This is a genomic window from Clostridium peptidivorans (genome assembly GCF_900205925.1).
GTDB classification, from domain to species: domain Bacteria; phylum Bacillota; class Clostridia; order Clostridiales; family Clostridiaceae; genus Clostridium_AK; species Clostridium_AK peptidivorans.
Map to the genome: position 1 here is coordinate 26,095 of NZ_OAOD01000014.1, position 16,483 is coordinate 42,577.

A 16,483-nucleotide genomic window follows, 5' to 3' on the forward strand; every position below is an offset into this window, starting at 1 on the left:
AGAAATATTTACTAAATATTCATATTTCCTATTATAATTTTCTAAAAAAAATGCCTCCCAAAATTAGGAGGCACTCCAGGGTTGATTGCTACTTTTTCCAGAACTCTGGCACAAAAAGTAATAATATAGGATAAATTTCAAGTCTACCTATAATCATGCACATAGATAGCACCACTTTACTTAAATTAGAAAAATCCGAAAAACTTCCCATAGGGCCAACTATTTCAAATCCTGGACCAACATTTCCTATAGATGTTGCAACAGCTGATATAGTTGTCATTGTATCAAACCCTTCCAAGGAAACAATTAAAATTGTCCCAAGAAATATAGCCATATATACAAAGAAAAATGATGTTATGCCCTTAAGAGTTTCTTCATCTACAGATTTATCACCAAACTTTACAGTATATACTGCCTTTGGATGAATTATCTTTAATAGCTCTCTTCGTATAATTTTAAACAGTAGTAAAAACCTAATATTTTTTATTCCTCCTGCCGTTGACCCAGCGCATCCACCAAAAAACATTAAGCTTAACAAAATCATTTTACTAAAAAGCGGCCATAGATTAAAATCTGTGGTAGCATATCCTGTAGTTGTTATAATAGAAGCTACCTGAAAGGAAGAATGTCTTAAAGATTCTCCTACGGTTTTAAAGATACTTCCATGAATATTTAATGTTATAAGTAAAATTGAGATTAAAACCACGCCAATATAAAATTTAAGCTCTTCATCTTTAAAAATCCCCTTAATATTACCCTTCAGCGCCTGATAGTATAGAGAAAAATTTGCACCACATACAAGCATAAAAAATGTAATTATAACCTCTACCCATATATTATTGTATGCTCCAACACTCAGGGCTTTATCAGAAAATCCTCCAGTTCCTACTGTTCCAAAGGCATGTATAAGCGAATCATACCACGTCATTCCAGCTATTTTAAGTAATATAGCTAAAATAATTGTAACTACTATATATATTCCATATAAAATCTTTGCAGTTTGGCCCATCTTAGGCACTAGCTTACCTGGATTTGGACCCGGACTTTCAGCTTTCATAATTTGGAGAGTGCCAGCCCCTGCAGATGGAAGTATTGCAAGAGTCATAACAAGCACTCCCATTCCCCCAACCCAGTGGGTAAAACTTCTCCAAAATAGAATCCCATGAGGTAACGCTTCAACATTAGTAAGTATAGTTGCGCCAGTAGTTGTAAAACCAGAACTTGCCTCAAAAAAACTATCTACCATAGAAGGTATAGCTCCACTAATTACAAAAGGAAGAGCTCCAAAAAATGAAGTAAGTAGCCATCCAATTGCTACAATTGCGAAACCATCTCTTGTGTATATGCTTTTGTTCTTAGGTCGTTTAAATAAGCCTAGCACTCCTAGCGATAATAAAATCCCAATTGTAATCGCAAAGGCTTTTACATCATATCCTCCATATATCATTGCTACAAAAAGTGATGGAATCATCACTAGTCCTTCACAGGTTAATAATATTGCCAAGCTTCTTAATACCATTCCAAAATTCACTATTTATCCCTCCATTTAAGCTACTAATTAAGTCATGTAAATCATTTGTATTTTTTTCCTTAGCTATAGCAATAACACGATCTCCATTTTGTATGCTATCATTGCCATGAGGGATGATAATTTTATCTTTTCTAACTATTGTTGCAATAATGACATCTTGTTTAAACTTTAATTGCTTTAATGGTGTATTTAAAAATTTACTTTCCTTGTTTGCTATAAATTCAAGTATTTCAACTTTTCCTTCAACTATTCTATATAAAGACTCTATATTATTTCCTCTTACATATTTTAAGATCTGATTTGTAATAATCTCCTTAGGACTTATTATATTATCAATTCCAAGACTAGTTACAATATTGTTATATCTTGTTCTACTTACTTTTGTAATAACCTTTTTAACTCCATTTTGCTTAGCCATCAAAGAAGATAAAAGGTTTTCCTCATCCACTCCCGTAGCTGCAATAAATCCATCTACGCCCTTTATATTTTCAGATAACAAAAATTCTTCCTCAGTACCATCCGCATTTATTACCAGTACTTTAGGTAGAAGTTCTGCAAGCTCTATACACCTGTCTTTATTAATTTCAACGATTTTCACATTCATACCCATGTCAGATAAAATATTTGAAAGATAATAGGCAATTCTTCCTCCGCCAAGTATCATAATATTTTTTAATCTTTGTGGCAAAATCCCAGCTATCTTGCAAAAATTATAAATACTGGAGGATTTCCCTATTACATGAATCTTATCATCTTCTTTAATTATAAACTTGCCATTTGGAACAATTACTTCATCCCCTCTTACAATAACTCCAACTAGTACAGAAAGATTAGCTTTTTCTACAATTCTTTCTAGGCTTTTACCTACAATAGGCATGTCCTTTGTAATTTTGAGCTGAACAAGCTTTACTCTCCTCTTTGCAAAATACTCTACGTTTATTGCTGGAGAAAAATTAATCATTTGTGCGATTTCATCTGCAGCAGCAAGTTCTGGATTAATAATCATTTCAAGCTCTAACTCTTCTTTTAATAAAAAAAGTTCCCTTGCATATTCTGGATCTCTAATTCTTGCAACAGTATGAGCTGCCTTTAATTTCTTTGCAGTAAGACAACAAACCATGTTTACCTCATCACTATTTGTAACTGCAATTAGTAAATCTGCTCTGCTTACCCCTGCCTCTAAAAGTGTGCTAGTGCTGACTCCACTTCCTTTAATGCACATAACATCTAAGCTTTCTTCTGCTTTTCTCAAAATTTCAGGATTTTTATCAATAATTGTTACATCATGTCCTTCTTTTTCCAGGTTATCTGCCAAATTATAACCTACCTTACCTGCTCCAATAATTATAATTTTCATCATGTCCTCCAAGGTCTTTCTTTATTAAACGTTTACTTAAAAATATGTACTTTTTGTTAATTGCTTATAATTAATATTCATTATAAGACTTTGCACGTTTTACTTCAACATCTTAATATCTAAATGGCCTACAATTTCCTTAAGAAATAACTGTTTCTTTCTCTTTATTGACATTTCTCTTATTCGAAGTAATTAAAATATTTATAATCATCAAAATAAATATACTTCTATATAAATTCCTCACTAACGAGACATAAAAAAAGGAAATAACTATAAAGTTATCTCCTTAACTTCCTCTGCAGTTTCTTGTGTAGCTTCCTCCTTAGTTTCTTCTTGTTCAGTTACTTCTTCATTTTGTATATCACTAACATTTTCCTTTAAAGTATCCTCTTCTAATAAAATGCTTTCTTCAATAATATCATTGCAATCATCACCCTTGGTTAGCAATATTAAGGATTTTGAAGTATTTTTATTGATCGCACCTATACCTAATAAAGCAAATGACATGCCTCCATATAAAGCAACTGGTTCACATATTCCAGGCAATAATTGCACTGGAATTAGTTGCTTGGCAACCATAGCATAATCAAAACCCTGCGCTACATATTGATTGACAGTATTTCTAAATAGAATAATATTATTAACTAATATTGTAACTCCGGCTATAGCTACAATTGAAGCAACAACATACATAATAGTTGAAATAGAAGGTTTTCTTGATTTTTTAGACACTTTTTCATCTTTAAGTTTCATAATAATTTGTCTCCATTTCTGCCATAAAGGCTTATATTATAAATTACAAATTTATTATTTTTGCAGCAACATCTTCTATTAATATTACTCAGTTATTGTCACAATTAAGTATCAATATTATTAACAATTTATGACGGAAACATTTTACTTTCTGTTTTGCTGCTATTCGTTATTAGCTTATTTTCTTATTGATAAATAAGTATATTACCTGTTTACTTAATTCATTGTTTACTTAATTCATTGTTTACTTAATTCATTGTTTACTTAATTCATTGTCTATTTTATACATGCCTAGCACCAAATTACTAAAACCATCATATACTGTTAATACTTAAAAAAATTTAGGAGGAATCGTAATGAAACATTCTCACAGTTATACAGGCACAACATCCTTTGACGATTGCCATGTTCATCATTATGGTGGTATTACCTCTATTGCACCAACTGGAGTACCCCATACACATTGTATGAAAGGTGAAACAACATTTCTTGATTATCATGACCATGATTATGAAACCAGAACAGGTCCAGCAATAGCACTACCAAACGGACTTCACTATCACTATTTTGAAACTAGAGTAAAATGTGCAGATGGTCACATTCATTATATATCCGGTTGTACTAGCGCTGATTAATAGGATCCTGTATATTATTAATTCCTTTTTAGTTAGTTGCCATCCTGTATGGCAGCTATTTATTATGCACGTTACTTCTATGTTTTATAATATCATTTACATATTTTCATATATATCCCAGTTTCATATTTTCTGCTGCCTACATAGTAACATTTTAACTGCTTCTTCATAGTATATACTAAGATAAGCAAAGCTTGTCTATTTAAAAGGAGGATATTTACTATGTATATTAATACAGCTTATAATAGAGATGATAGAGATGATTGTGATAGAGATGATAGAGATGATTGTGATATGAGACATCGCGATAAATGTCATGATAAATGTCACGGTAACAGGCCCTTTGAATGTAGCGACGTTGACTGCCAATCTCACGTACACGAATATCTAGGCAGTACTAGAATTGCTGAAGCAAATGTCGACCCACACAACCATCGTTTTGCTGGAGTTACTAGCGAAGCTATTCAATCTGGTAGAAGTCATGTTCACCAACTTTTAGGAAACACAGACTTTTATGAGAACCATCACCATGAAGTAGGAGCTAGAACAGGAGAAGCTATATGGGTTGGCGAAGGTAGGCATATACACTTCGTTAGTGGAACAACTACTTGCGACGATGGCCATATGCATGATTTTATATTTGGTACACTAATTGACAATCCTATAGGTGATTAATATATTTTACGGAGTCGTCTTAACTGACGACTCTATTATATTATTTTAAACACTATTTTTCATTTTCTTGTAATAAAATCGTAATGAATATAGTCCTGGTATTGCAATCCATGTAAGTATAGATGCAGTAGTTACCTTATCCATACTAAAGAAAAATACTAGTATAAATTGTATTATTGCTAGTGGAAATGATACATATCCAAGTACTTTATGAGCAATCTTCCAAGTTTCTTCATCTCTTATAGTCCAAGGAAGTCTTAGTCCTAAATATCTATTAAAAGGTATTTTAGGCGAAACATTACCAAATGCCATGATGAAAACTGAAATTAAACCAACTATTATTAATTCATTATTCTTACTAGAAGATATACTTTTATTTTGTGTTACTGCTATGAATAAAAAACAAATAACAATGATAGCCATAATCATTCTATTTATATTTCTCACGGTTCTAACTTTAGGATTATCCTCTGAAAGCTTTGTTATTTTAGCCGCTCGAATATCAAATATAACTAATAAAATAATAATTAAAACAAGCATAAATATTGCAGCTAAGTTACTTTCAGGAATTAGAAAGCCTAAAAATAATATTATTATAGATGCAGTTAAAAATAGTACTCTTGTAAAATCAAATTTCCTCATTTTAATCCTCCTATTTCTTTGTAAATATATCTAAGAAGTTCCCAAGAACCTCTTGAAGTATTGTAGTGTTTATGGAATAAATCACAAATTGGCCCTTTTTTTCTGAGGTAATAAGTTCTGCTTCTCTTAAAATATCCAGATGTTTAGATATTGAAGGCTTAGACATATTAAAATGCTCCGATATTTCTCCTGCACTCATATCACTATTATTTAAAAGCTTTAATATCTCCCTTCGAGTTTCATCACTTAATGCTTTAAATGCTTTACTCATACAATAGCTCCTTTCTTGTAAGTATAGATATTTAGCTAATTAGTTAAATATCTATACTTACATTATACATATGTTTTATATAAATGCAACCATTTACAATAAAAATATCCTCCTAAAAAATTAGGAGGACATTATTTTTTAAACACTATTTTTGACCTTTATGTTATTTAATGCCTCAACAACATTTAAAGCAACTGTTTCCCTTAACTCAATCATAGATTCTTTACTTGCATATGAAATGTGAGGCGTTACTATAATGTTATCTACCCTTAATATTTCGCTTTCAGGATCTGGCGGTTCATTACAAACCACATCTAAACCAGCCCCTCTTATGATGCCACTTTTAACTGCATCAATCAGTTCATCTTCGATAATAATTTCTCCTCTTGAGGCATTTAAAAGTACAGCACTTTTTTTCATAAGTTTTAATTCGTTCATTCCAATCATACCTCTTGTATTTTCGCTAAGAGGTACTGCTATACTTACATAATCTGAAAGCTTAAGTCCTTCTTGAAAAGTTACTCCCTTTACTCCATAGTCCTTAAGTTCAGCATCGTTAACATATGTGTCATAAACTACGACGTTCATTCCAAGAGCCTTTGCTTTCTTTGCTTCTAGTTTGGCGATTTTGCCAAATCCAATAAGAAATAGCACTGATTCTTTAATTCTTTTTGGAATATAATCCATGGTATCTACTCCCCAAAGCCCTTGCTTAATTTTTTCCTTATAGTAATTAAGACTCTTGTAGAACTCAAAAATAAAGGATATTATATGATCTGAAACCTCTTCAATGCAATAACTTGGAGCATTTGCAACTATTATTCCCTTACCTTTAGCATACTTTACATCAATATTGTTATACCCAATTCCATATACCGATATTATTTTACAATCTTGCAGCTTATCAATAACCTGTTGAGAAATTTTAATATCTATTTGTACAATAATAGCCTCAGCATATTTGCCAAAGGTTTCCAAATCATTATGAAAATCTCTGCCGGAGTATTTCATTTCATACTCAGATAAATTTTCTTTTAGCATTTTTTCTTCAATATTATATTCTTTCCAATCCCCATCGATAATCCATATAAATTTTGACATTTCTCACCTCATCTTACTTGCTACTTGCCATGTGGGTGGCACTTAGGTAAACAATCTCCTCCACGAGGCAAAACTCCAATTTTCCCCCGGGGGATTTCCTTTAGGGCATAATCAACCGCTTCCTGTAGAGTTGCAAATTTTTTATAGCCAAGAATCGAGATTTCTTTATCATTTAAACCTTCTGTAATAATAAGTATTTTTGCTCTTTCTCTCACTCTAGCATTTCCCATGGCTATATCTGCAGCCACTAAATCAGCTTCATCCTCATCTAAGGGAATTTTTCCTACTGTATTTTTAGCTTCTTCATAGGAAGCCTTTGCCCATTCTATTAATTTTGGATGATTATGAACCAGTCCTTCATAGCATGGAGCAACAAATATAATATATCCATCCTTTTTCACACTAAAATATGCAGATATAAGTCCCTTTTCAGCTTGCCAATAATCAATATCACAAGGACTAGAACTTACCACAACGATATCAGCAAGTTCAGGTATCTCCACTCCATAAACTTTTGATGCAAGCTTTGCTCCTTCCCTATGAGCTTTTATAAAATCTCCTGCAAAAATTCCTGTAACCTCTCCATCTGGTGTCATAACTACATTTATAATAAACTTAAGTCCAACTATCCTAGCTACTTCTTCTATTCCCTTTCTGCAAGGATTTGTCTCAATATTTCCTAAGGGAATCCTGTCCATAAGAGCTCCTGCAACATGTGTAGCTGATGTGGTAGCAGATCCACATATTCCAGGCTGAACAATTTTCCCACCACCCGAGTAGCCTGCATCTGAGTGTGGTATTATATTTCCAAGCCCTATGATATAATCAACTTTCTGAACTTTTTTGTTTACATGAATAGGAAACTTCATTCCATCTGCTTCAATAGTTCCCATATCAACAAGTGCACTTTTATCTGTAAAATCATGTTGACTAATTTTAACTGTTTCAAAGATTTCTTCTCCAACCTTTTCAAGGATTTCCTCTTGTGTCATTACTCGATGAGTCCCAGGCGCAGTTAATATTTCAATATTTTTAAGAGGTATCCCCATATCATTAGTAAGATATTTTATTAATACAGGAAGTATCTTATTTACTGGAGTAACTCTTGTATTATCATCAATTAATATTAAAATTTTATCGTCTTTCTTAACTTGATTTTTTAATGCTTCACAGCCAATTGGATTTTCTAGCTTATCTAGCAACGACTTTTCAAAATCCTCTATAGGTGGAAACTTTGTCATCTCTCCATTAAAAAGGAAGGATGACGCAGGTATAGAAGCCTGCATCTCCTTATCACCATAGGGCACTCTAATAATTTTCATGCTTTCGTTCATATTAAATACACCCTCTTAATATTATTCTATAAATTTTTACTAATACCTTTACAAAAGTGTAATTTCTCCAGTGTTCGTATCTACTCTTACCATATCTCCATCCTTAACAATTTCGTAAAATTTTGGATCAACCTTATCTACCATTGGAGTTCCAATAATGATAGCACTAGCTACAATTACTGTTTCAGGATTTTGAATAATCATGCCCTTAGGTGCATTATCATTTAAGGTAAGTTGATAAAGTCCATCAGCTTGAACCACAGAGCTTCCCTTTGAGCCGGGGAATACCAAAATCTTTTTTGATACACTTTTCCCCTCTAAAGAATGTCCCTTTTCGATACAAATACCTGTCTTTGGATCAATTAAATAAAACATTATATCATCTGTTGATATTAAGACTTCTCCCTCTACAACGCCTTCGGAAATTTTATGACAGGAAAATACTTCTTTACTCATTATTTTATTTCTCCTTTCAATGCTGCTTCAACACATGTATTTAAATCTCTAATAATTAAATTAATTCCTCTACGTTTTGGGTAATAAGCAAGCTTAGGCGAATCTGTAACTCCTACTTTTCCGCTTAAGAAGTGCCAACAAGGTTGATCCGAACAAGTATCTTCAATAATGTCTCCACCAGCTTCTCGAATAATTTCAAGTAATCCCATTCTATCAGCCATCTCTTTAGTATGACTAGAAGTCATTACCCAAAGACTTACAGCCAGTTTCTTTCCCTTTACAATACCTGCAATTTCCTGAACTTGATCTAGTGTAAAATGTGGACATCCAAATAATGCAAAGTCAATTTTTCTATTTCCAGGTTCTGATATCTGTTCAAGAATATCTTGTAAATCCTCATCTGTTATAACAACTTTTCTTTTAGGCTCTTTTCCGCCAAAAGCCTCTTCTAGGGTTGATGCTTCAGGAGTTACTCCTACTATATGATACATTCCGTATGCTCCAGAAGTATTAAGTTGTGCACCAAGGTTCATAAGAGCTTCTTGAGAAATTGTTTTTGGAAGTCCTGTAAATACTGGAATTCCATTGCCAATTTTTTTACCCATATAACCTAAAAGATGATATTCAAAATCCGACTTCATATCTGCTTGAACTTCAACAAGTATATCTCCCTTACGGTTTTCATCAAAGAGAAGACCATATTCTGGTACAAAGCCAGTTATAGCAGCGCATAGTGCACTTTGAGCAGCTTCACGATTACTTCTTGCTCCCCAAACTGAATTAACATATGGAGTTGCACTGGATTCTGAAAATGCCACCACTTCTCCATAATGAGGGATATTAGTTCCTAGATATGGTGTACAATTGTATGATAAAACTGCACCTAAATTTTTATATGCATTATGAGTTCTTTTCATTAATGATGCATACTCATCTGTAACTGTTCCAAGCTTTTTAAAGTATGCTAAACAAAAACCTGGATTAACTGTAGGAGCAATTTTGCAATGTGCTCCAGCCTTTAAAAGTCTTTCTGCAAACCATAAATCTGCTTCTTGATTACTTAATGCAACGTGAGCTCTTGTAATTGGCACCATACGCTTAGCATCGAAAGATTCTCCAATTGCTACTTGAATTTTCATAGCAAGAGCAGTACCTTCACCATATTTTCCATCTAACATATCCTGTTGTTCTCTTGTCAATTCCATAAGTTACCCCCCTAAAATCATAATTAAATAAATTTACTTATATTCATTTCAATAAGTTCACTAAAAACATTGTAGTGGCTGGTATATAAGTTGTTATTGCTAGTGCAATGAGTAATGCGCCTAAAAACCACTTGATATACCTCATCATTCCCCCTATAGAGATGTTTCCTACCGCTGATGCAACAAAAAGATTAATTCCATAGGGTGGAGTTATAAATCCAATAGCTAAATTCATTGTAAGCATGACACCAAAAGTTATTGGTGACATTCCAAGTTTCATAACAACTGGAAGTAGAATTGGAGATAATATAATTGTTGCAGGTATATTGTCAATTAGACATCCAACTCCAAGTAAGAATAAATTTATTATTAATAATAGTAAGAACTTATTAGTGGTAATTCCAAGAAGTGTACCTGCTATAGCAGCAGGAATTTGTTGTAAGCTAAGGTAACTTGCAAATGCCATAGAAAGTCCAACCATGAAAGTTGTTATTCCATTGATTACAATAGTGTCATATAAAGCTTTATAAATTCCTTTTAAATCTAACTCTTTATAAACAAAGGCTCCAATAATTAATGAATATACAACTGATACTACAGCAGCTTCAGTAGGAGTGAACATTCCTGAATATATACCTCCTAGTACTACTACAGGAGCCATGAGTGCCCAAAATGCATCCTTAAAAGAAGTCCATACTTCTCTTGGTTTTGGCCAATACCCAGTACCTTTATAGCCATGTTTCTTTGATAAAATATAGCAGGCTATTATAAGTACTACTCCCATAAGTATTCCTGGAATAAGCCCTGCAATAAAAAGATCACTTATTGAAGTTCCAGTAACAACTCCATAAATTACAAAGGGAATACTGGGTGGAATAATAACTCCTATGGTTCCAGCAGCAGCTGCTAAGGATGCGCTGAATCCAACATCGCATTTTTTCTCTTTCATAGCTGGTATCATAAAGGCTCCAATAGCTGATGTAGTAGCCACTGCGGAACCAGATATAGCTGCAAAAAACATACATGCAACAGTAGTTACCATTCCAAGTCCTCCAGTAATGGCTCCAAAGCAAAGACTTGCAAAATTTAAAAGTCTTTTTGCAACACCACCTGTACTCATTAAATTACCTGCTAGTATAAAAAATGGTATCGCCATTAAAGGAAAAGAGTTAATTCCTGTTATAGAGTTTTGAGTAATAAGCACTAAAGGAATATCTGAAAATAGTGCCAGTGACACAAGTGTTGCTATGCCAATTGCAAATCCTACAGGAACACTGAGTAATATAAGCAAAGCAAATGATCCAAATAATACGATAGCTTCCATATTAAACCTCACTCTCCTTTGCCTTAGGTCCCTTTATAATCATTTCATATATTTGACCTAATAATCTTAGTGCCATAATACCTGCACTAAAAGGTAACGCAGCATAAACAAAATACATAGGAATCCTCATTCCAGATGATACTGAACCTTTATTAACTAAATCCATTACAAGTTCACTTCCATTAAAAACTAAAAAAATACAGAAGCCAAACCAAATAATTAATGCAATTATATTTATAACTCTTTGTCCTCTTTCTTTAAGAACTCCATTTAAAAGTTCTATATTAATATGCTTACGGTTCTTAAGTCCTACACTTGCACCTAGCCATGTCTGCCATATAAAAATATAACGTGTTAATTCTTCGCTCCACGATAATGAAGAATTAAATAAATATCTCATTATTACTTGTATAAAAACAATAATTACAGTAAAAATCAAACTAGCAACTAGCAAATATTCTTCTAACTTATTGTAGTAGCGTGATAATTTACCCAATTGCAACCATCCCCCATATTATATTTATTTATTTGAGGAAGGGAAGGATTTCCCCTTCCTTTTTTATTTGTTAGCCTTAGCTGCTAAATCAAACATATCTTGTCCGATTTCCTTTTTATATTTTTCATACATAGGTTTAACTGCTTCTACAAACTTAGCATGATTTTCAGGTGTTACTTCATTTACCTTCATGCTCTCTGATTTAAGTTTTTCAATATATTTATCATTATCTTCAAGTTCTAACTTTCTTTGATAATCGATTAAATACTTTTTAGCACCGTCAGCAACGATCTTCTGAATATCCTCTGGTAAACCCTTGTAGAATTTGTCATTTATAATTACAGCTAAAAATCCATAGGTATGATTTGTTAAGCTAAGATATTTCTGTACTTCCTGAAATTTTGTTGCATAAATCAATGAAGCAGCATTTTCTTGTCCATCTACAGTGCCCTGCTGTAATGCAGTAAACAATTCTCCAAAGCCCATAGGGGTAGCATTTGACCCTAGGCACTTAAACATATCAATAAATACTGGACTTTCCATAACTCTCATCTTTACACCTTCAAGATCTTTAGGTTCATTTATCGGACGTTTGCTATTAGTTATATTTCTTACTCCGTTGTAATTGTAACCAAAGTTATGGATACCTACCTTTTCCAAATTTTCACTAAGCTCAGTACCAAGCTCATAATCTACAGCTTTAAATGCAGCTTCAGCATTGTTAAATACAAAAGGCATATCAAGTATTCCAAACTTAGGACTATAGGTGGTAAGTACTGATGTAGATGGCATAGTCATTTGTATAGTTCCAAGCGACACAGCCTCTGTCATTTCTCTATCTCCGCCAAGCTGTGCATTTGCATATATTTCTACAGTAACTGCACCCTTAGATTGTTCTTCAACATACTTTTTAAACTCTAAAGATGCCTTATGGGTTGATCGATCTTCAGCCTCAACATGCCCCAGTTTAATTACAACTTTTTTAGAACCGTTTGTCTCTTTAGAATCCCCACCTTTATTTGAGCAACCAATCATAAGAGAACAATCCAAAGAAACAGTTAATAAAATTGATAATAACTTTTTCATTTTCATACTAATTTCCCCCTTCTTATTAAACCCACTATAAACAAATTAACTTTTTACAGATAAATTAACTTTCTTTATTTAACACCTCCTGGTTTTTTAACTATAATAGTTTGAGGTTTTTATAATAATTTAATGGGTTAACTTTATGAATTAATAATTCCAATCAGGGTTATTTGCGATATTTTCGCCTGCTTTTTTAATATGAATTCTTAATAACTGTGACAATTTATCAATATCTCTTTCCTTCATTACCTTTAAGATCTCCAGGTGTTGATTTATGGTATCCTTTTCATTGCCTAATGATTTAGCAGACATCCGTTGAAATCTTAAGACTTTTAATTTTATACTACTCATAATATCAATTAAATAATTATTTTTACACTTTCTAACGATAAGGGAATGTAATTCACTGTCCCAATGTGCAATTTCGTCTAAATCAATTTTTTCACCTAAATCAGCTCTGTTTTTTAAGTGTATCCACTTTTCTCCAATGTGGTTTATTTCATCTTCTGTAATATTTTCTAAAGCTGATCGTAATGCAGTACATTCCAGCGCTGCCCTTACCTCAAATAATTCATAAATATTTTTTATGGTAACATGCTTAACAAAAATTCCAACACCATTGTGTACTTCTACTAAGTCTTCACTTTCTAAAATTTTTATAGCCTCTCGTATAGGTGTTCTACTCATACCTAAAGTTTCTGCAATTATAGTTTCGCTTAAGCGATCTCCAGGTTTAATTTCGTTATTGATAATAGAATTTTTTATCGTATCGTAAGCAATGCTAGTAAGATTCTTAATTCCATTCTTTTTCATACCTTTTAAGCTTGCGTATTTTTCCATTTAAAGCCCTCCTTAATGTAAATATATCTAGCTATATTCAATCAATATACAACCTGTATACAGCTTACTACATCCTGGAACATTTTTTTCTATATATATATTCATTTATCATTATAAATATGAGTATCTACTTAAAAAATTTAATTGATCATCGATGTTAAGTAAATTACTAAATTCATTGCAAGTAAGTGTTATTCTATTAAAATATTCACTTAAGGTATAAAATTAGGTGCTAGACTCGTGTATTATTTATCACGAGCCTAGCACCTTTAATTTTCTTTTCACGTTTTTTCTAATGATGTTATTATTTTTTAATTTCTTCTTTAACCATATCTAAAAGGCTATAACTATTCCACCATCATCTGCATATGTTGAACTTAATCCACCCATTTCAACAATAACTATGTCCTTAAAATTATATTTCTTTAATACCTCGTCCTTAAAATTTAATGCTTTATCTAGAGCATTACAATGTGCAATTCCAAGTACTTTTTCTTCCAAATTACTGCCCTCTTCTCCAATAATCTCTACAAATCTTTTAAAGGCTTTCTTATATCCTCTAGTTTTTTCAACTAATTTTATAGTACCTTCATCTGTAGCTCCCATAATAGGCTTGATGGATAGCATATTTGCAAATTTAGCAATGACAGGATTTAGTCTTCCCGCTTTTGCTAAATGATCTAAGCTTTCTAATAAGAAAAATGTCTTCATTCCCTTTATATAGCTTGTAACCTTTTCTAGGATTTCTATATCACTAAAATTTTTCTTAGCTAATTCATTAATTTTAAGTGCAACTAAAGTTTCTCCAGCTGAAGCACTTAAAGAGTCAAATACATGAATAAACTTTTGACCTACTTCCTCTAAAAATATGTTTTTAGCTAAAATAGCACTATTGTAACTTCCGCTTAATTTATTAGATAAGGTCACTACAAAAACACTTTCATTCCCTTGGTATCTTTTCATATAATCCTCTGGAGATGGGCATGATGTTTTTGGTGAAGTTTCGCACTTATCCATAGTCTCAACATAATCTTTTATATTCAGGTTCTCATCATCCACATAACTTTTATCCTGTAATTGCAAAATTAAAGGCGCAATCTCAATATTCATGCTTTCCTTCATTTCCTTTGATAAATCACAACTACTATCTGCAACAATTTTTACTGCCATAGCTATTCCTCCCCCTTATTTTTTCATAACTAATTATTTCTCTATAAACTAATTGCATTATAATTAAATATAATTGTTCTTTATGTATGTTAACTACAAAATTCTACACTTTATTGTATATTATATCATATGAAATACTTAATATTTTCATCAATTTAAATTTTAGAGCCGTCTTTTGGGTGAGAATTTAGCATCTTTTTAAAGAATTATCTCAACTTTAGTTCCTACTCCACTCTTACTCTTCATATCTATAATACCGTTATGTGCTTTTATAATATCCTTTGCTATAGCCATGCCAAGTCCAGAACCTTTATGCCTTTTTCCTGTATTTGTCCCCCTATAATATCTTTCAAAAATATATTTTAATTCCTCTTCTTTAATTCCCTTTCCATTATCTATTATAAATATATGAACTCTATCTCTCTTTTCTACTTTAACTTCTATACTAACATTTTTATCATTATGAATTATAGCATTATACAGAATATTGGTAACAACTCTTTTTATGAGTATTTCATCTACATCTTTTTCAATAACTTCTCTTGCTGGTAAAAAATTAATGTTTACATTGGCAGTTTGAGGATTATTCAAAATATCTATTACAACTCCTCTTACCAAGCTTACAATATTAGTATTTTTTAAGTTTAAAATAAGAACTTTATTCTTTAATCTAGTGCTTAAATTTAAATCATCTATAAGTTCTTTTATATAGTTAGATTTATTCTCTATTATTTTGCTGTATTCTCTCACTTCTTCTTTTGTATAATTATATTTCTCACTAGATAGTGCTTCAGCATATCCTTTTACTGAAACTAATGGTGTTTTTATATCATGAGAAATATTTGATATCCATTCTTCCCTCATTTTATCTAATTTTTTTCTTTCTTCTTCATTACTTCTAAGTTCTGAAGATAAATTATTTATATTATGGTAAACTTCCTTATAAATTCCTTCTTCTTTTCTTTCTAAATTATATTCTCCCTCTGAAAGACTTTTGACATCATTTATAATATTTACTAATGGTTTTGTAAGTTTTCTACTAAACAAATACCCAAATAATAAAGCTATAAAGGAATCAACAAATAAAATCATATACATTCCAAATTTTAAACTATTCCTTAAGTTATAGGAATCATAAGAAATAACATTTCTATGTATCTTCTCAAATGGAAATGCTATTATATAACTATAACTCCTATCTCCAATGCTCTTTTCTGATAAAAATATGGTGGATGCATCATCTAAAGTATACTTATATGCATGTATGAGTTCCATAGGAGTGTAATGATTTCTTATTTTAACGGGCTTTTCATAATTATAAACTTCATTTCCTGTCTCATCTAAAATTTGTATCCAAGCTTCTTTTTCTTTTAATAGTTTTTTCCCTGTATTATTTATAGATATTCTATCTTTATCTTCTATCAAATACTCTTGGAACTCTCTTGTAAAATCCTCTGGTAAGGAATAATTAATATCATTTATTATTTTGGTATTATTTTGATTAAATATAAGAATAACTCCTCCAATAATATTAATAACTGCTACAATAATAGAAACTAATACTACAGTTATAATAAATCTGCCTGTTATTTTTAAGTTCATAT

The 16,483-nt window shown here is 31.7% G+C and carries 17 protein-coding genes; 2 read left to right on the forward strand and 15 right to left on the reverse strand.

Features of this window, described 5'->3' with window-relative positions:
- Nucleotides 1-88: 88 nt before the first annotated feature.
- From CRN98_RS11855 to CRN98_RS11865, 3 genes are all read right to left on the reverse strand, one after another.
- Nucleotides 89-1,531: a TrkH family potassium uptake protein gene (locus tag CRN98_RS11855; protein ID WP_097027641.1), complete on the reverse strand. Its 1,443-nt coding sequence runs from the start codon at nt 1,529-1,531 to the stop codon at nt 89-91.
- Nucleotides 1,482-2,888 carry a Trk system potassium transporter TrkA gene (trkA, locus tag CRN98_RS11860; RefSeq protein ID WP_097027642.1) on the reverse strand — a complete coding sequence of 469 codons (1,407 nt, stop codon included), beginning with the start codon at nt 2,886-2,888 and terminating at the stop codon, nt 1,482-1,484. Before trkA ends, CRN98_RS11855 begins: the two co-directional genes overlap by 50 nt.
- A gap of 270 nt (nt 2,889-3,158) precedes the next feature.
- The gene (locus tag CRN98_RS11865; RefSeq protein WP_179632118.1) at nt 3,159-3,641 is read right to left on the reverse strand and encodes a hypothetical protein; all 483 of its coding nucleotides are present in this window, start codon (nt 3,639-3,641) and stop codon (nt 3,159-3,161) included.
- Nucleotides 3,642-3,997: 356 nt separating this feature from the next.
- Between CRN98_RS11865 and CRN98_RS11870 the strand changes: the two genes are divergently transcribed.
- Together CRN98_RS11870 and CRN98_RS11875 are read left to right on the forward strand one after the other, a co-directional pair.
- Nucleotides 3,998-4,276 carry a YmaF family protein gene (locus tag CRN98_RS11870; protein WP_097027643.1) on the forward strand — a complete coding sequence of 93 codons (279 nt, stop codon included), beginning with the start codon at nt 3,998-4,000 and terminating at the stop codon, nt 4,274-4,276.
- A gap of 294 nt (nt 4,277-4,570) precedes the next feature.
- Entirely contained in the window at nt 4,571-4,951 is a 381-nt protein-coding gene (locus tag CRN98_RS11875; protein ID WP_097027699.1) for a YmaF family protein, read from the forward strand.
- Between the two features lie 45 nt (nt 4,952-4,996).
- Here the strand turns inward: CRN98_RS11875 and CRN98_RS11880 are convergent, their stop codons facing one another.
- The 12 genes from CRN98_RS11880 to CRN98_RS11935 form a co-directional block, all read right to left on the reverse strand.
- Nucleotides 4,997-5,593, reverse strand: a complete 597-nt coding sequence (locus tag CRN98_RS11880) for an SdpI family protein (protein WP_097027644.1) — start codon at nt 5,591-5,593, stop codon at nt 4,997-4,999.
- 10 nt (nt 5,594-5,603) lie between these two features.
- Entirely contained in the window at nt 5,604-5,864 is a 261-nt protein-coding gene (locus CRN98_RS11885) for an autorepressor SdpR family transcription factor (RefSeq protein WP_097027645.1), read from the reverse strand.
- Nucleotides 5,865-6,002: 138 nt separating this feature from the next.
- Nucleotides 6,003-6,965, reverse strand: a complete 963-nt coding sequence (locus tag CRN98_RS11890) for a C-terminal binding protein (protein ID WP_097027646.1) — start codon at nt 6,963-6,965, stop codon at nt 6,003-6,005.
- A gap of 20 nt (nt 6,966-6,985) precedes the next feature.
- On the reverse strand, nt 6,986-8,299 hold the full coding sequence (locus CRN98_RS11895; RefSeq protein ID WP_207653590.1) for a nickel-dependent lactate racemase family protein: 1,314 nt from the start codon (nt 8,297-8,299) through the stop codon (nt 6,986-6,988).
- Between the two features lie 48 nt (nt 8,300-8,347).
- A complete protein-coding gene (locus CRN98_RS11900; RefSeq protein WP_097027647.1) occupies nt 8,348-8,755 on the reverse strand; it encodes an aconitase X swivel domain-containing protein in 408 nt (135 codons plus the stop codon).
- Nucleotides 8,755-9,960, reverse strand: a complete 1,206-nt coding sequence (locus CRN98_RS11905; protein WP_097027648.1) for an aconitase X catalytic domain-containing protein — start codon at nt 9,958-9,960, stop codon at nt 8,755-8,757. Before CRN98_RS11905 ends, CRN98_RS11900 begins: the two co-directional genes overlap by 1 nt.
- 43 nt (nt 9,961-10,003) lie before the next feature.
- Entirely contained in the window at nt 10,004-11,284 is a 1,281-nt protein-coding gene (locus CRN98_RS11910) for a TRAP transporter large permease (protein WP_097027649.1), read from the reverse strand.
- Between the two features lies 1 nt (nt 11,285).
- Nucleotides 11,286-11,780 carry a TRAP transporter small permease gene (locus tag CRN98_RS11915; RefSeq protein ID WP_097027650.1) on the reverse strand — a complete coding sequence of 165 codons (495 nt, stop codon included), beginning with the start codon at nt 11,778-11,780 and terminating at the stop codon, nt 11,286-11,288.
- 63 nt (nt 11,781-11,843) lie between these two features.
- Nucleotides 11,844-12,872, reverse strand: a complete 1,029-nt coding sequence (locus CRN98_RS11920; RefSeq protein WP_097027651.1) for a TRAP transporter substrate-binding protein — start codon at nt 12,870-12,872, stop codon at nt 11,844-11,846.
- A gap of 144 nt (nt 12,873-13,016) precedes the next feature.
- The gene (locus tag CRN98_RS11925; RefSeq protein ID WP_097027652.1) at nt 13,017-13,709 is read right to left on the reverse strand and encodes a GntR family transcriptional regulator; all 693 of its coding nucleotides are present in this window, start codon (nt 13,707-13,709) and stop codon (nt 13,017-13,019) included.
- A 333-nt stretch (nt 13,710-14,042) separates the two neighbouring features.
- Nucleotides 14,043-14,879 carry a DegV family protein gene (locus CRN98_RS11930; protein WP_097027653.1) on the reverse strand — a complete coding sequence of 279 codons (837 nt, stop codon included), beginning with the start codon at nt 14,877-14,879 and terminating at the stop codon, nt 14,043-14,045.
- A 198-nt stretch (nt 14,880-15,077) separates the two neighbouring features.
- On the reverse strand, nt 15,078-16,481 hold the full coding sequence (locus CRN98_RS11935; protein WP_097027654.1) for a HAMP domain-containing sensor histidine kinase: 1,404 nt from the start codon (nt 16,479-16,481) through the stop codon (nt 15,078-15,080).
- Nucleotides 16,482-16,483: the final 2 nt, after the last annotated feature.

What these genes read in the sequence shown, in the direction of transcription:
- trkA (WP_097027642.1), bottom strand. Translation starts at nt 2,888, where the DNA reads ATGAAAATTATAATTATTGGAGCAGGTAAGGTAGGTTATAATTTGGCA.
- CRN98_RS11865 (WP_179632118.1), bottom strand. Translation starts at nt 3,641, where the DNA reads ATGAAACTTAAAGATGAAAAAGTGTCTAAAAAATCAAGAAAACCTTCT.
- CRN98_RS11870 (WP_097027643.1), top strand. Translation starts at nt 3,998, where the DNA reads ATGAAACATTCTCACAGTTATACAGGCACAACATCCTTTGACGATTGC.
- CRN98_RS11875 (WP_097027699.1), top strand. Translation starts at nt 4,571, where the DNA reads ATGAGACATCGCGATAAATGTCATGATAAATGTCACGGTAACAGGCCC.
- CRN98_RS11880 (WP_097027644.1), bottom strand. Translation starts at nt 5,593, where the DNA reads ATGAGGAAATTTGATTTTACAAGAGTACTATTTTTAACTGCATCTATA.
- CRN98_RS11885 (WP_097027645.1), bottom strand. Translation starts at nt 5,864, where the DNA reads ATGAGTAAAGCATTTAAAGCATTAAGTGATGAAACTCGAAGGGAGATA.
- CRN98_RS11890 (WP_097027646.1), bottom strand. Translation starts at nt 6,965, where the DNA reads ATGTCAAAATTTATATGGATTATCGATGGGGATTGGAAAGAATATAAT.
- CRN98_RS11895 (WP_207653590.1), bottom strand. Translation starts at nt 8,299, where the DNA reads ATGAACGAAAGCATGAAAATTATTAGAGTGCCCTATGGTGATAAGGAG.
- CRN98_RS11900 (WP_097027647.1), bottom strand. Translation starts at nt 8,755, where the DNA reads ATGAGTAAAGAAGTATTTTCCTGTCATAAAATTTCCGAAGGCGTTGTA.
- CRN98_RS11905 (WP_097027648.1), bottom strand. Translation starts at nt 9,960, where the DNA reads ATGGAATTGACAAGAGAACAACAGGATATGTTAGATGGAAAATATGGT.
- CRN98_RS11910 (WP_097027649.1), bottom strand. Translation starts at nt 11,284, where the DNA reads ATGGAAGCTATCGTATTATTTGGATCATTTGCTTTGCTTATATTACTC.
- CRN98_RS11920 (WP_097027651.1), bottom strand. Translation starts at nt 12,872, where the DNA reads ATGAAAATGAAAAAGTTATTATCAATTTTATTAACTGTTTCTTTGGAT.
- CRN98_RS11925 (WP_097027652.1), bottom strand. Translation starts at nt 13,709, where the DNA reads ATGGAAAAATACGCAAGCTTAAAAGGTATGAAAAAGAATGGAATTAAG.
- CRN98_RS11930 (WP_097027653.1), bottom strand. Translation starts at nt 14,879, where the DNA reads ATGGCAGTAAAAATTGTTGCAGATAGTAGTTGTGATTTATCAAAGGAA.
- CRN98_RS11935 (WP_097027654.1), bottom strand. Translation starts at nt 16,481, where the DNA reads ATGAACTTAAAAATAACAGGCAGATTTATTATAACTGTAGTATTAGTT.